Below are 13680 nucleotides of genomic sequence, written 5' to 3' on the forward strand. Positions count from 1 at the left end.
ATGGATTATAGTAAATTGAGTGACATTCAATTAGATGCATTAAGGGAGATCTGTAATATTGGATCTGGAAATTCTGCTACGGCTTTATCTCAACTTCTTAATCGTAAAATTGATATGTCCGTTCCATCAGTTAATATTGTCCCTTATGAAAATGTAGTCAATGCAATAGAGGCTGAACAAGTAGCTGTAGGAGTGATTGTAAGAGTTTTGGGAGAAGCGCCAGGAAATATTTTGTTGGTTTTCACAGAACAAACTGCATTTGAAATTATCAAAAATTTAACCGGACTTGATGAAAAAGGGTTGACTGAAATGGGGAGTTCTGTAATGTGCGAGATTGGTAATATAGTATCAAGCGCCTATATGAATGCAATCTCGCAAGTTACAAATTTTCTTTTAATGCCTTCAGTGCCAGCTGTAAGCTATGACTTGCTGGGGGCAATTATTTCTACAACCTTTATAGAATCAGGCCAATATGAAGAATCTGTATTAGATTTAGAAACACAATTTATTCAGGATGATAGTGAAATGAATGGACATTTCTACTATGTACCGCAACCAGGTTCGTTAGAAAAAATATTAAATACATTAGGAATTAACTAATTGGAGGGAATAAAATGGCAAAAGTATTAATTGTTGATGACGCAGCGTTTATGAGAATGATGATAAAAGACATTTTATCAAAAAATGGATTTGAGATTGTTGGTGAAGCACCAAATGGAATAAAGGCTGTTGAACTTTATAAAGAAAAGAGACCAGATATTGTGACAATGGATATAACAATGCCTGATATGGATGGTATTGAAGCTGTTAAAGCAATAAAAGCATTTGATGCAGGTGCAAAGGTAATAATGTGTTCTGCTATGGGGCAACAATCTATGGTTATGGATGCAATTAGAGCTGGAGCTAGAGATTTTATAGTAAAACCTTTCCAGGCAGATAGGGTTCTTGAAGCAATCAAAAAAACTTTAGGTTAATGAGGTGATGATGTGCAGGTAGTTGTTTTTACTTTGAAAGATGAGGAATATGCTGTTGAAACAGCTAAAGTCTTAAGTATAAATGATATGATGGAAATAACAAAAATTCCAAAAGCACCAAGTTATATTAAAGGTCTTATAAACCTAAGGGGAAATATAATTTCCCTTTTGGACTTAAACTTACTTCTTAACATTGATAATCCTGTAGAACAGAAGAATATTATTATTGTTAAGGTAGAGGAAGAAGAAGTAGGCATAACTGTTGATTTAGTTAATGAAGTTTTAGAAATTGATGAAAAGATAATAGAGAAGGTTGAAGCTGATAAAAAGAAGCAATATATTAAGGGTGTAATAAATTTTAAAACTAAAGTTGTTACTCTTATCGATATTGATAAGCTTTTGCCTAACTATTAGGAAAGAGGAGATTACATGGCAGAAGTATTGTCACAAAGTGAGATAGATGCTCTTTTATCTGCCTTAAATTCAGGAGAAATTCAACCGGATGAGCTTCAAAAGGTAGAAGATAAGCAAAAAGTAAAATTGTATGACTTTCGAAGTCCACAAAAGTTTTCAAAAGATCATATAAGAACTTTGGAGCTCATCCATGATAATTATGCTAGAATTATTTCTAGTTATCTGACAGCACAAGTTAGAAGTAATGTTAAGGTGAAAATAGAGTCTGTTGAACAAACTACATATGAAGAGTTCATACACTCGATACAAAATCCTACAATACTCACAGTTTTTAAAATGCCACCTTTAGCAGGAAATATTTTGTTTGAAACAAATCCACAATTTGTATATCAAATTATCGATATACTTTTAGGTGGGACTGGAGAGGGTAAATATAAGAATAGGGAATTCACGGATATTGACAAAAATATAATAACAAGAATTAATGAAGGATTAATTTCAAACTTAAAACTTGCATGGAGTGAAGTATTAGAAGTAAATCCTGAAATTGAAACAATTGAAACAAATCCAGCACTTAATCAAACATTGGCTCCTCATGAACCAGTAGCATTGATTATTTTCACAATTGAGATAGGCGAAAGTAGAACTTATATTAATATTTGTATACCGTTTATTTGTATAGAAAAGTATTTAGACCATTTAGAAATAAAGCATTGGTACCATGATTCATCCGATGAAGAAGATGAGGTAACAAAAGAGTATCTCAGAATGAAGTTAGACAGCGTACAATTAGTTTCAGAGGTTATCTTGGGAAATGCATCGGTAACAGTTGAAGACTTCTTAAATCTGACAGTGGGAGATGTAGTAACATTAGAAAGAAAATTTGAAGATCCACTGGAAGTAGTTATTGAAGAGAGACCACATTTCCTTGCAAAGCCTGGAATTATTGGGAAAAAGACTGGTGTACAAATCATAGATATTATCGATAAGGATGTGGATAAGAATGAATGACGGATTTCTTTCACAGGATGAAATAGATTCATTATTAAATGGCGGAGAATCTTCAAAGGGGGAAGGGAGTAGTAGTGAAATCTTTTCAGATTTAGAAAAAGATCTACTAGGTGAAATAGGAAATATTTCAATGGGATCAGCATCTACAGCTCTTTCTCAAATTATAAATCAGCCAGTTAATATAACAACTCCTGTGGTTACGGTAACTACTTTAGAAAAACTTAAGAATGAATTTACTATACCAAATATAGCTTTAGATATAAAGTATATCTCAGGAATAAAAGGTGAAAATCTTTTGGTCATGAAGACTATAGATGCTTCTGTTATCGCAAACCTAATGATGGGTGGTGACGGAAAAGTCGAAAATATTGAGTTATCAGAACTTGAGGTTAGTGCTGTTCAAGAAGCTATGAATCAAATGATAGGATCGGCAGCTACATCTATGGCTACTATGCTTTCAAGAGAGATTAATATATCACCACCAGATTCTAAAATATGGAATGATTCTAATGATTCACTAAGTGAAACTATAGATGAAAAAGAGGATATAATTAAAGTTGCATTTAAAATGACTATTGGTGATTTAGTTGATAGTACCATTATGCAAATATATCCTTTAGAAACTTCGAAAAACATTTGTAGTATTATGATGGGTGAAGCTGATGATGATATAGATCAAATAGTGCAAGCAGAGGTTCAAAGCCAATCTGCTGCTATGAATTATGCTGCTAATGAAGCAACAACAAGTAACTATAATAGTCAACCGATGAATTATAATAATCAGCAAACAAATTATGATAGTCAACCAGTGAATTATAATGCTGCTCCTCAAGCTTATCAACAACCAGTACATAATGTGTACGAAAGTAAGCCTGTTGAAGTATCAAAAGCAACGTTCCAACCATTAAGAACCGCAGATACTAAATCATTACCTAATAATATTGATTTAATTATGGATGTACCGCTTAATATATCTGTTGTCTTAGGTAAGACTAGGAAAAGCATAAAGGATATACTAAGTTTAAATAATGGATCTTTAATTGAATTAGATAAATTAGCAGAAGAGCCTGTTGAAATTTTGGTTAATGGTAAAAAAATAGCTTATGGTGAGGTTGTAGTTGTAGATGAAAACTTTGGTGTTAGGATAACTAGCATAGTTAGTTCAGAGGATAGAATTAAGTCTTTAGGCAGATAATTAAAAGATTGTAGCTTTAAGCTACAATCTTTTTTATTGTTCCTACTTAAATATGTATAAAGTAACTTTCTCGTTATGTAGTTTTAATTTTATGCAACAAAATGTGAGATATTAATTTTTAACTATAAATAATAATCATTAAATCACGATATAATATAATAAGAGAATGAATTTAGGAGAGAGTTTATGAAAATAGATAGAATAACCTCAATTGACAATAAGAACATATATGAAAAATATAGAATAGCAAGTAAGAATAATACAGAAAAAATTAAACAGGATTCATTTCAATTATCCAATGAAGCTAAAAACTTTCTAAGTATTTCAAAGGAAATTTCCGAGGGTATTGTTAGTGATAAAGTGCGAACAATAAAAAAAGCTATTAATGATGGAACATATAAGATTAATAATGAAAGTTTAGCAGAGAGCATATTTAATACAATGAAAGGAAGTAAAATATGATCTTGACAGAGTTAAAAAATGTTTTAGTTGATGAACTTAAAGCTTTGAAAGATTTACTTAGTTGTTTAGAGAAGCAACAGGAGTTTATCGTTGCTAATGATGCTTTTAAGCTCGATGGTATAGTAAGTGATATACAAGAGAAGACTTCTATAGTAGCAAAGTTTGAGACGGTAAGGAGAAGATTGCTGAATAACCAAGATATCAAAAAGGTAGTTGATGAGAGTGAAGATGATGAAATAAAAAAAATTTATGAAGAAATCACTTTAATTACCAAAAAATTAGTTTTCCAGAAAGAAACTAATGATATGTTGATAAAACAGTCTTTAATTTTTGTTAACAAGATGTTATCATATTTATCACCGAACAAGGAAGCTAAGAGTTACAATGCTTATGGAAAAATGAGAAGATGATGGAGGGGAATAATGCCAAGTATATTATCAACACTAAATACAGCTAATAAAGGAATAAATGCTCAACAAACAGCTATTAGTACTACATCACATAATATCGCTAACGCAAATACAGAAGGATATTCTAGACAACGTGTGAATCTTGTAACATCAAGACCTTTTTCATCACCAAGTTTCAATAGTGCAGCGGGACCTGGACAAATAGGAACTGGTGTTGATGTTGCTTCAATTGAAAGAATAAGAAATACATTTTTAGATTATCAAGTAAGACAAGAAAAAAGTAACCTTGGAAATCAAACTACAAGAAATCAGTACTTATCTAATATAGAATCAATAATGAATGAACCTACAGATACAGCTTTATCGAATGCTATGGACCGTTTTTATTCTGCGTGGCAAGAGTTTGCTAATAAGCCAGAAGATTCTAACAGTAGAACAGTTGTAGCACAAAATGCTCTTAGTGTATCTGATATGTTAAACCAAACGTATTTTTCTTTAGAGAAAATGCAGAATGATATTCATGATAACATAAGACAAAATGTTCTTGATGTAAATAACTTATTAAATTCTTTAGATTCCATTAATCAGCAAATCATACAAGTTTCAGTGTCGGGACAAAGTCCAAATGATTTAATGGATACTCGAGATCTACTACTAGATCAATTAAGCGAAAATATGGGCATAACTGTAGACAGAACCCCTGACTTCAATGGTAATAACATACTTCCTACAGAAACTAATGGAATCGGTGATGCTACACTAGTAAAGTCTGTTTTTAATGATCAAGTAAAACGTTATTCTTATGTAAGTAATATTGAAGATTTAGGGGGTTCTAACTATAAAATTACTTATTATAAATATGGGGATATGACAAGCAATGCTAATGCTGATAGTTTTGTTGTTAAAATGAATGATGCTGAATATAAGAAATTAGATCAAAGTAGGGTTATATGGGCAAATGCTCAAGGTGCTGCAATAAAAAATAGTACAGATACCATAAAATCTACAGATGTTTTAAATTTCAGTGAATTAAGAATATTTGAGCCAAGCAGTGGAGATTTAGCAGGACTTAGAACAATTCAAGCAGATGTTGATCAGTACAAGGACAAGCTTAATCGTTTTGCAAAGGCATTGGCTTTTTCTGTTAATGCTGTTCATACACAAAGTGTAGATGGTACACCAAGTACTAATGTAGAAAATAGCATTGATTTCTTTGTTAATAACGAAGATACTTCAATTGATTGGGAAAAGAATATAACAGCTGGAAATATAACTGTAAATAAAGATATAATTTCAGATGTTATGAAGATAAATTCAGGGTTAAAAGATGGTGGAAATAAGGATAACCGAATTGCCCTTGCCATAGCAATGCTTAAAGATGTAACTATTAAAGCTCAAGATGTGACTTCTACAACTGATAGAGTTGATTTTACAAGCACAATGGCAAGCTTGACCAATGAAAACAGTACAATTACATTTAAAAATGTTGATGGTGGAATGACTCTAAAATCATATCATAAAGATTTAGTAGCAAAACTAGGAGTACAAAATAAACAAGCTGTCGATGATGTATCAACTAGAACATCATTATTAAATCAACTACAATCAGCTCGTGACTCTGTCTCAGGTGTTTCAATTGATGAAGAAATGACAAACTTAATTCAATTCCAACATGCATATGTTGCTAATGCTAAGGTTATTTCAACAGTTGATCAACTGCTAGATGTTTTGGTTAATGGTTTAATTAAATAAGGAGGAAATCATCTATGAGAATCACAAATAAGATGATGTCAAATAAATATCTATTTAATCTTAATAATAATTTGAATAACATGACAAAGGTTCAAAATCAACTTTCTACAGGAAAGCAGTTCTCTAAGCCTTCTGATAATCCATTGAAGGTAGCTAAATCCATGCAAATAGATTCAGATATATCATCTAATGAACAATATAAAGCCAATATACAAGGTACAACTAATTATTTAGATGTTGTTGATACTACATTGGCTACTTTAAATGATGTTTTAGTATCTTTTGAAGAAAAATTAGTTTCAGCGGGAAATGCGGCTTATGGGTCGGATGAAAGAAATGCTATAAATCAAGAGTTAAATGAAAAGGTTGCGCATTTTGCCCAAGCTCTAAATACTAGTTTCCAAGGAACTTATGTTTTTGGCGGAACTAGAGGTACAGATAAACCTGTTAAAACAGTTGTAGATGCTAATGGTCAATATACTATTCAATACGCTAATTCTGATGGAACAGATAATCCAATAACTGCTACTGAAATGACACAGGTATCTAGTAAATATAAAGTTGAAGTTTCTCAAGGTGTTACTATGGAATATAATACTACAGCACCGGAGATACTAAATTTTAATGGTGGAACTACTAATAATGTAATGGACTTGTTTAAAAATATTTTAAACAATTTAAACTCTTCGGATCCAGCAGATATAAATAAACTTACAACTGAGAATCTTACAGATATTCAAGCAGCTCATAACAATATATTAAAAGCAAGATCTACTGTAGGTGCTATGCAAAATAGAATGGATAGTGCATTAAGTAAGAACAAAGATGAAACACTAAACTTGAAAGAAATTTTATCGAGCAATGAGGATGTAGATGTAGCAGAAACTACAATGCAATACGCAATGCTTCAAACAACTTATATAGCTGCTCTACAAACTGGTGCTAAGGTAATACAACCGACTTTACTTGACTATTTATAAAACTGGAGATGAATTATGATGAAGTATAATACAAAATATCATGGTGAAATTGAGTATAATGAAGAACAGGTAGTGGTTTTTCAAAAAGGGTTACCAGGCTTCGAGAGTTTAAGAAAATTTGTAATGCTTCCTGTAGAAGATAATCCAAATTTTAAAATCCTTCATAGCATAGAAGATAATGAGGTTGGATTAATATGTGTATCACCTTTTGATATTAACTCAGATTACGAAGTAGAGTTAGAACAGAGTACAATTGATAATTTGAAAATAGAAAACCCAAAGGATGTTTTTATATTAAGTTTTGTTACTCTTGCTTCAAAAGTTGAAAATATAACAGTAAATTTAGCAGCACCTGTTATTATAAATAATAATAATAGGTTAGGGGAACAAATAATATTAAATAATGAAAAATATAAAATAAAATATCCTTTACTCAAGAGGTGATAAGATGCTAGTTATTACTAGGAAAAAAGGTGAGGCTATACTCTTAGGAGATAACATTGAAGTAACAATAATTAGTTGTGAAGGTGGTAATGTAAAACTCGCAATTAACGCACCAAGAGATATTAGTATTTTAAGAAAAGAACTTTATGAAGAAGTTAAAGAAGAAAATAGGAAAGCAAAGACTGATAATTTAAATATCCTAAAAGGGATTGAAATCCATAAAATAAAATAATTAACAAGAGGTGTAAATATGGAAATAAATGGTATTGGTCATGGAGGACTAACATCTCGAAATAATGGACAAGAAACTTATGAAGTTATAGGTGTAGAAGAACTTAAGGTGGATAATAATCTTGGGTTTAATGGCAGCAATGAAGAAGAGGTAAAGGAAGCTGTTAAAGAGTTAAACAAATTGTTTGATAAAAATACCTATGCAGAATATGAAGTTCGAGAAGGTATAGGTAATATTATTATAAGAATAATAGATGGTAATACAAAAGAAGTTATTAAAGAGATACCGCCGGAAAAAATCATAGAAATGGTTGAAGCCATGTGTGAAAGAGCAGGAATAATGATTAATAAGAAGGCTTGATATTATGGAATATATATTGAATAAAATTGATGAAAATGTTAGGCGGAAAGTTAATGAAATTAACAGACCAAATAAGATCCATAGTGCAAAAAACTACAAGCTTGAAACTAAAAAAAGAGAGAGTAATAAGAAAATAGAGTTAAAACAAGGTGAAGTATATTTAGTAGATGCAGAAGATGTATTTACTGTTGAAGCAGTAGAAGTAGTTGAAGATAAAAAAATTGGACGATTCATAGACAGAAAGGAATAGATGATAATGATGCAATTAACAAATGGATACACAGCGTATAAAAATAATAGTGTGAACTTTGCATCAAAGGAGCAGTTATTATTGATGCTTTTAGATGGAGCAGTAAAATTTTCTAAAATGTCTAGACAAGCTATTGTGGATAAGGATATCAAAAAAGCTCATGAAAACTTAATGAAAGTACAGGATATTTTTATCGAACTAAGGGTTACATTAGATATAAATCAAGGTGGAGAATGGGCAAGAAATTTAGCAAAAGTCTATGATTTTATAATTGAAAATTTAAGAAAAGTTAATTTTAAAAAAGATATAGAACTTTTAGATGAGACAATGCCTATTATTGAAGATATAAGAAATATGTGGAATGAAGCTTATAAAATTTCTAAAAGATAAAAGAATGGAGTGATATTTATGAGTTCAGTTAGTTCGAGTAATTCAATGAGAATGACAGGTTTAACTACTGGTATGGATACAGAGAGTATAGTCAAAAGCTTGATGAAACCATATCAAGCTAAGATTGATAATGTATATAAAGAGCAACAACTTAATGCTTGGAAACAAGAAGCGTATAGATCGGTTATGACTAAGATGCAAAATATTAAAAGTAAGTATTTTGATGCAACAAAACCTGATAACTACATTTTAAATAGCAATTCGTTAGCAGAGAAAAAGGTAACAGCGACTGCTGCTGTAGCTGGTAGTAGTCCAAGTGTTACTGTTACTGCTGGGGGAACGGCTAATGATGGTACTTATATTGTTGATATAAAAACAGCAGCAACAAAAGCTGAGATTAAAGGAACTGCTCTTGCTGCTGGAACTAAAACCAGTACTAAACTTTCAACTCTTGGTATGACAACTAGTGATGAAATACAAATAACTTACGGTGTTGGAGCTTCGGCAAAAACTGCTACGGTTTCTATAGGTGCTAATGATACAATTAGTACGCTTATTAATAAAGTTAATACTGAAACGGCGGGAAATGTAAAACTCGAATATTATGAATATGCGGGATTTTCATTCTCAACAACAGCTTATGGAGCTAGTTCAGGGGTTCAAATTGATAATTCTGGTGTTGGTGACACTTTGTTAAAAATGAATTTAACCACTGGAAGTAGTTCTGTTGGTACTGATGGAGTTATGTCCATTACTTATCCGAATGGAAGTGTTAGTGGCAACCAAGTACTAACTTCTAATAAGGTATCAGTAGATGGTATGTCTATGGTTGTTAACGGTACAGGCATAACTAATGTTACTGTAGAAAAAAATACTGATGAAACTTTAAAGAAAATCAAAAGTTTTGTAGATGATTATAATACGATGCTTGATGATATATATGGTCAAATATATTCAAAAAGAAATTATAGTTATAAACCTCTTACTGATGAAGAAAAGGAAGCTATGAGTGATGAGGAAGTAACTAAGTGGGAAGCAAAGGCTAAACAAGGAATATTAGCTAAAGACTCTAACTTAGAAAACTTAGCATCTACATTAAGAAGTGAACTTTTCACAAGACCTTTAAATGGTACAGGCGGAAACTTGTCTCAATTTGGTATCTCTACTTCTAGTGATATTTCTAAAAGAGGAAAGATACAGATTGATGAAGCTGTATTAAAACAAAAACTTCAAGAAGATCCTGATGCTGTTCTTACTGCACTTGCCGGTCCTTCTACTACATACCCTTCATATAATCCTGATGCTACTTCAACAGATAGAGACACAAGATTAAATGAAATGGGTGCATTTGGAAGGGTGTCTCATATTTTTGAGGATTATGCAAGGACTACTAGAAATTCAAAAGGAGCAAAAGGTATTCTAGTTGAAAAAGCCGGAATTAAGGGTGATTTATCAGAAATATCAAATTCTTACTCGAAACTTATGTTAGACCAACAAACAAAGATAGATAGTTTAAATAAGAAATTCACAGATATGGAAAGTAAGTATTATGCAAAATTTGGAAATCTCGAAACTATGATGTCAAAGCTTAATGCTCAACAAAGCTGGTTACAACAACAGTTAGGAAGTATGTAATTATGAGAGAAAATACTTTGATGCAAATACAAAAATATAAATCAGCATCGGTAAATCTTATGAAATATATAAAAGAAGATGACGTTGATAAAATACAAGAAGCGATTTTAGAGCGAGAAGCAGTCATTGAGTATTTTAAAGAGAATTTAGAAGAGTTAGAATTATTTAAAGAAAACTTTGATGATTCAATGAAGCATTTAGAAAAAGATTTAAATAAGGAATTACTTAACTTAAAGGATTATTATAAGAATAAAATGCTTGAAGTTAGTGAAGGCAGAAATGCTGCTAAAGGATATAACTCTCATATTTTAAATAAAAATATAATATTAAATCGAACTATATAAATAGGGGGAGTTCTAGTGAGGATAAATGTCAATGTTGCATCACTGAATGTATATAGAAATTATACTGATAGTCTTGATAGACAAGGTGAAGCATTAAGTAGAATAAGTTCTGGATTGAAAATTCAAAATAGTAAAGATGATCCAGTAAAATTAGCTGCTAGTGAAAAAGTTAGAATGCAAATAAGAACTAGTGAGATGGTTGCTAGAAATGCACAAGATGCAATTAGTTTGTTACAAGTCGGAGAAGGGGGACTTACTAGCATTTCTGACAGTATGCAGAGATTGAAGGAATTATTAGTTTCTTGTGATGGAACGAAAACTCCTGAAGATTTGGCTTCTGTTCAATCGGAAGTTGATTCTATAATAAAGCATATAGATGTTACTGCACATACAACTGAAATGAATGGCGTAAAAATTATCGGTAGTGAATATAACTTGAGAATGAGAACAGGTGCTACCGGTGATGAATTTATCAATATAAATACTGAGAATATGGACGCTGATAATTTAGGATTATCAGATTTGAAAAGTTCATTAAGCGGAATTGTTGTAGGAGATAACGCTATTAAAGGTATTTCAAAAGTTGATGAGGCTATTAAGAAAGTTAATGAATATAGAAGCAAGTTTGGTGCTCTTCAAAATAGACTTGAAAGTTGTTACAATGATACAGTCAAAATAACCGATACACTTGAAAGTGCTGATAGTGATTTAAGAGATGCAGATGTTGCAGAAGAAATGGCTAATTATGTTACTCAAGATATTTTGGTTCAAGCTGGATTCGCGCTGATGGCACAGACAAATAAATTCCCACAAGATGTATTACAGATTCTACAAAATGTTAGAAGCAGATAAAAAGAAAAAGCTTAGAGAGATTCTCTAAGCTTTTTTAACTTGAAAAATTTATTTATATATGTAGCAATGAGAAGTATGAACAGTTGCTTTGAAGATGATATATATAAGAAGATAGGAATGTTATTTCTTTTGAAAAACAAATTCTGTAAAGTGTAGCTGGTATATTTGTGATGTGCAAAGGGGTGTTTAGAATTTGATATATTAGTTTTGCTTGGTTACTTAATTAAAAAGACAGTTGAGAAAAAATGTGATATTATTATATGGTAAAAAATGTAATAAATATAGTATAAAAATAATAATATTTCTAGGGGGCATATCTGGCTATTGGCATTACCAACTTGTGTTTCATTACAAAATATTAACCATTTATTATAAGATAATATTGAGTTTAATTTAAAAACAGTGGTGCCACTATTTACATAAATAAAAGTTTTAATTTTATATTGCATTGGCACTAAATTTCTTATAAAATCAATGTGTAATATGATTCGGTAGTTCACGTTAGATTATTTTTTTACTTAAGATAAAAACTAAATGACTATCGGATTTTTTTTATATAGAAAGCTGAGTAAAGTAAGGGTAAAAAGCAGTGTGATGTTGTTGGTTGATACAGATAAGTAAGGGATGAAAATTCTCCATAAAATATACCACTTGACTTTAATCAAAATTTAAAGTAAATTTAAATAACTGAATACGACAAAAATATATTATGAATTATTGAATTAAATTTTAGATAATATGAAAAAAAAGAAGGAATTTTGAAAGTTATATCTAATTAATATAATTGGAGGTGAATATGTATGACTAATTTATCGACTTCTTCATATGACTTAATTAAAAAAGATTTAGATGCTGTAGCCATAAGAAATAGAGTAGTAGCTAATAATATAGCGAACATTAACACTAAAGGTTTTAAAAGACAATATGTTTCTTTTGAAGAACAATTAAAAAAATCAGTAAAAGATATAGAATTAAAGACTACAGATAGAAGACACTTAAGTGATGGAACTACATACGGGTCAGCTGTAGTGAAGAAAGATACAAAGACTTCTGTAAGAGAAGATGGAAATAACGTTGATATGGATATCGAAATGATGGAATTATCTTCAAACCAATTACTTAATGAAGCGTTAGTATCAAATTTAAATAGTAGATACAATATGACTAGAAGCGTTATCAACGGAAAATAATTTTGAATGAGGTGAAAAAATGGGCGTTTTTGACTCAATGAGAATTAGTTCGAGTGGACTTAGTGCTGAAAGATTAAGAATGGATATAGTTTCTTCTAATATAGCAAATGTTAATACAACTCGAACTGAAGATGGTGGACCTTATAAAAGAAAAATCGGTATGTTTCAAGAAAATGTAGACAAGTATCTAGATTCTACAACAGGAAAATACGAATCAAGATCTTTAGGGGTAAAAGCTACAAAGATAGTTGAAGATGAATCAGCTTTAAAAAGAAGTTATGATCCTTCACACCCAGATGCAGATGAACAAGGTTATGTGACTATGCCCAATATTAATATTTTAAATGAAATGGCAGATTTAATTGCATCTAGCAGAGCTTATGAAGCCAATGTTACGGCGATTACAGCGCAAAAGGGAATTTTTACGAAGGCATTAGAAATTGGGAGATAAGGGGTAGTGCACAATGAATGTTAATGGAATTGGAAATGGATTAACGGGAATTAATGATATTTCAAAGTTGATTTCAAATACAAATACAAATAATAAAAGCAATGATGATACTGTTGATTTCTTAAGTGTTTTAGAAGACAAGCTAGGAGATGTAAATTCTAAACAAGTTGACGCCTATAATGTTCAACAAAGCTTTATAGCTGGAGATGAAACAGATATTCATAAAGTAATGATATCTATGGAAGAAGCAAAGATATCTCTTGACCTTGCAGTTCAGGTTAGAAATAAACTACTTGAGGCGTACCAAGAAATAAGTAGAATTCAGTTATAGTAG

At 30.9% G+C, this 13680-nt stretch carries 20 protein-coding genes; all 20 read left to right on the forward strand.

The window, feature by feature from the left end; genetic code table 11:
* The 20 genes from CLOCEL_RS08515 (at window position 1) to fliE (ending at window position 13677) form a co-directional block, all read left to right on the forward strand.
* Entirely contained in the window at window positions 1-600 is a 600-nt protein-coding gene (locus CLOCEL_RS08515) for a chemotaxis protein CheC (RefSeq protein WP_010077350.1), read from the forward strand.
* Between the two features lie 14 nt (window positions 601-614).
* On the forward strand, window positions 615-974 hold the full coding sequence (locus tag CLOCEL_RS08520; RefSeq protein WP_010077349.1) for a response regulator: 360 nt from the start codon (window positions 615-617) through the stop codon (window positions 972-974).
* Between the two features lie 12 nt (window positions 975-986).
* On the forward strand, window positions 987-1388 hold the full coding sequence (locus CLOCEL_RS08525; protein ID WP_010077348.1) for a chemotaxis protein CheW: 402 nt from the start codon (window positions 987-989) through the stop codon (window positions 1386-1388).
* A gap of 15 nt (window positions 1389-1403) precedes the next feature.
* Window positions 1404-2399, forward strand: a complete 996-nt coding sequence (gene fliM / locus CLOCEL_RS08530; RefSeq protein ID WP_010077347.1) for a flagellar motor switch protein FliM — start codon at window positions 1404-1406, stop codon at window positions 2397-2399.
* Complete coding sequence (gene fliY, locus CLOCEL_RS08535; protein ID WP_010077346.1) at window positions 2392-3594, forward strand: flagellar motor switch phosphatase FliY; 1203 nt, start codon at window positions 2392-2394, stop codon at window positions 3592-3594. The genes fliM and fliY overlap by 8 nt, the downstream gene beginning before the upstream one ends.
* Before the next feature lie 186 nt (window positions 3595-3780).
* Entirely contained in the window at window positions 3781-4056 is a 276-nt protein-coding gene (flgM, locus tag CLOCEL_RS08540; RefSeq protein WP_010077345.1) for a flagellar biosynthesis anti-sigma factor FlgM, read from the forward strand.
* Window positions 4053-4466: a flagellar protein FlgN gene (locus tag CLOCEL_RS08545; RefSeq protein WP_010077344.1), complete on the forward strand. Its 414-nt coding sequence runs from the start codon at window positions 4053-4055 to the stop codon at window positions 4464-4466. Before flgM ends, CLOCEL_RS08545 begins: the two co-directional genes overlap by 4 nt.
* 12 nt (window positions 4467-4478) lie before the next feature.
* A complete protein-coding gene (gene flgK, locus CLOCEL_RS08550; RefSeq protein ID WP_010077343.1) occupies window positions 4479-6218 on the forward strand; it encodes a flagellar hook-associated protein FlgK in 1740 nt (579 codons plus the stop codon).
* Window positions 6219-6232: 14 nt separating this feature from the next.
* A complete protein-coding gene (gene flgL, locus CLOCEL_RS08555) occupies window positions 6233-7198 on the forward strand; it encodes a flagellar hook-associated protein FlgL (protein WP_010077342.1) in 966 nt (321 codons plus the stop codon).
* An 18-nt stretch (window positions 7199-7216) separates the two neighbouring features.
* A complete protein-coding gene (fliW, locus tag CLOCEL_RS08560; protein WP_010077341.1) occupies window positions 7217-7642 on the forward strand; it encodes a flagellar assembly protein FliW in 426 nt (141 codons plus the stop codon).
* A 4-nt stretch (window positions 7643-7646) separates the two neighbouring features.
* The gene (gene csrA, locus CLOCEL_RS08565) at window positions 7647-7874 is read left to right on the forward strand and encodes a carbon storage regulator CsrA (protein WP_010077340.1); all 228 of its coding nucleotides are present in this window, start codon (window positions 7647-7649) and stop codon (window positions 7872-7874) included.
* A gap of 18 nt (window positions 7875-7892) precedes the next feature.
* Window positions 7893-8234 (forward strand): flagellar protein FlaG, encoded by a 342-nt coding sequence (locus tag CLOCEL_RS08570; RefSeq protein ID WP_010077339.1) that lies wholly within the window; start codon window positions 7893-7895, stop codon window positions 8232-8234.
* Between the two features lie 4 nt (window positions 8235-8238).
* Complete coding sequence (locus CLOCEL_RS08575) at window positions 8239-8484, forward strand: hypothetical protein (RefSeq protein WP_010077338.1); 246 nt, start codon at window positions 8239-8241, stop codon at window positions 8482-8484.
* A gap of 9 nt (window positions 8485-8493) precedes the next feature.
* On the forward strand, window positions 8494-8874 hold the full coding sequence (gene fliS, locus CLOCEL_RS08580; protein WP_010077337.1) for a flagellar export chaperone FliS: 381 nt from the start codon (window positions 8494-8496) through the stop codon (window positions 8872-8874).
* Between the two features lie 18 nt (window positions 8875-8892).
* Window positions 8893-10509, forward strand: coding sequence for a flagellar filament capping protein FliD (fliD, locus tag CLOCEL_RS08585; RefSeq protein ID WP_010077336.1), 1617 nt, complete (start codon window positions 8893-8895; stop codon window positions 10507-10509).
* A gap of 2 nt (window positions 10510-10511) precedes the next feature.
* The gene (locus CLOCEL_RS08590; RefSeq protein ID WP_010077335.1) at window positions 10512-10853 is read left to right on the forward strand and encodes a hypothetical protein; all 342 of its coding nucleotides are present in this window, start codon (window positions 10512-10514) and stop codon (window positions 10851-10853) included.
* A gap of 15 nt (window positions 10854-10868) precedes the next feature.
* Window positions 10869-11705, forward strand: a complete 837-nt coding sequence (locus CLOCEL_RS08595; protein ID WP_010077334.1) for a flagellin N-terminal helical domain-containing protein — start codon at window positions 10869-10871, stop codon at window positions 11703-11705.
* Window positions 11706-12505: 800 nt separating this feature from the next.
* Complete coding sequence (gene flgB, locus CLOCEL_RS08600) at window positions 12506-12895, forward strand: flagellar basal body rod protein FlgB (protein WP_010077333.1); 390 nt, start codon at window positions 12506-12508, stop codon at window positions 12893-12895.
* Window positions 12896-12914: 19 nt separating this feature from the next.
* On the forward strand, window positions 12915-13346 hold the full coding sequence (flgC, locus tag CLOCEL_RS08605; protein WP_010077332.1) for a flagellar basal body rod protein FlgC: 432 nt from the start codon (window positions 12915-12917) through the stop codon (window positions 13344-13346).
* Window positions 13347-13359: 13 nt separating this feature from the next.
* Window positions 13360-13677 carry a flagellar hook-basal body complex protein FliE gene (fliE, locus tag CLOCEL_RS08610; protein ID WP_010077331.1) on the forward strand — a complete coding sequence of 106 codons (318 nt, stop codon included), beginning with the start codon at window positions 13360-13362 and terminating at the stop codon, window positions 13675-13677.
* The last annotated feature ends 3 nt before the right edge of the window (window positions 13678-13680 follow it).

It is taken from the genome of Clostridium cellulovorans 743B (assembly GCF_000145275.1).
Taxonomy (GTDB): Bacteria; Bacillota; Clostridia; order Clostridiales; family Clostridiaceae; genus Clostridium_K; species Clostridium_K cellulovorans.

Excerpts from the sequence above, each read along its gene's own strand:
- CLOCEL_RS08515 (WP_010077350.1), top strand. The coding sequence starts at position 1 with ATGGATTATAGTAAATTGAGTGACATTCAATTAGATGCATTAAGGGAG.
- CLOCEL_RS08520 (WP_010077349.1), top strand. The coding sequence starts at position 615 with ATGGCAAAAGTATTAATTGTTGATGACGCAGCGTTTATGAGAATGATG.
- fliM (WP_010077347.1), top strand. The coding sequence starts at position 1,404 with ATGGCAGAAGTATTGTCACAAAGTGAGATAGATGCTCTTTTATCTGCC.
- fliY (WP_010077346.1), top strand. The coding sequence starts at position 2,392 with ATGAATGACGGATTTCTTTCACAGGATGAAATAGATTCATTATTAAAT.
- flgM (WP_010077345.1), top strand. The coding sequence starts at position 3,781 with ATGAAAATAGATAGAATAACCTCAATTGACAATAAGAACATATATGAA.
- CLOCEL_RS08545 (WP_010077344.1), top strand. The coding sequence starts at position 4,053 with ATGATCTTGACAGAGTTAAAAAATGTTTTAGTTGATGAACTTAAAGCT.
- flgK (WP_010077343.1), top strand. The coding sequence starts at position 4,479 with ATGCCAAGTATATTATCAACACTAAATACAGCTAATAAAGGAATAAAT.
- flgL (WP_010077342.1), top strand. The coding sequence starts at position 6,233 with ATGAGAATCACAAATAAGATGATGTCAAATAAATATCTATTTAATCTT.
- fliW (WP_010077341.1), top strand. The coding sequence starts at position 7,217 with ATGAAGTATAATACAAAATATCATGGTGAAATTGAGTATAATGAAGAA.
- csrA (WP_010077340.1), top strand. The coding sequence starts at position 7,647 with ATGCTAGTTATTACTAGGAAAAAAGGTGAGGCTATACTCTTAGGAGAT.
- CLOCEL_RS08570 (WP_010077339.1), top strand. The coding sequence starts at position 7,893 with ATGGAAATAAATGGTATTGGTCATGGAGGACTAACATCTCGAAATAAT.
- CLOCEL_RS08575 (WP_010077338.1), top strand. The coding sequence starts at position 8,239 with ATGGAATATATATTGAATAAAATTGATGAAAATGTTAGGCGGAAAGTT.
- fliS (WP_010077337.1), top strand. The coding sequence starts at position 8,494 with ATGCAATTAACAAATGGATACACAGCGTATAAAAATAATAGTGTGAAC.
- fliD (WP_010077336.1), top strand. The coding sequence starts at position 8,893 with ATGAGTTCAGTTAGTTCGAGTAATTCAATGAGAATGACAGGTTTAACT.
- CLOCEL_RS08590 (WP_010077335.1), top strand. The coding sequence starts at position 10,512 with ATGAGAGAAAATACTTTGATGCAAATACAAAAATATAAATCAGCATCG.
- flgB (WP_010077333.1), top strand. The coding sequence starts at position 12,506 with ATGACTAATTTATCGACTTCTTCATATGACTTAATTAAAAAAGATTTA.
- flgC (WP_010077332.1), top strand. The coding sequence starts at position 12,915 with ATGGGCGTTTTTGACTCAATGAGAATTAGTTCGAGTGGACTTAGTGCT.
- fliE (WP_010077331.1), top strand. The coding sequence starts at position 13,360 with ATGAATGTTAATGGAATTGGAAATGGATTAACGGGAATTAATGATATT.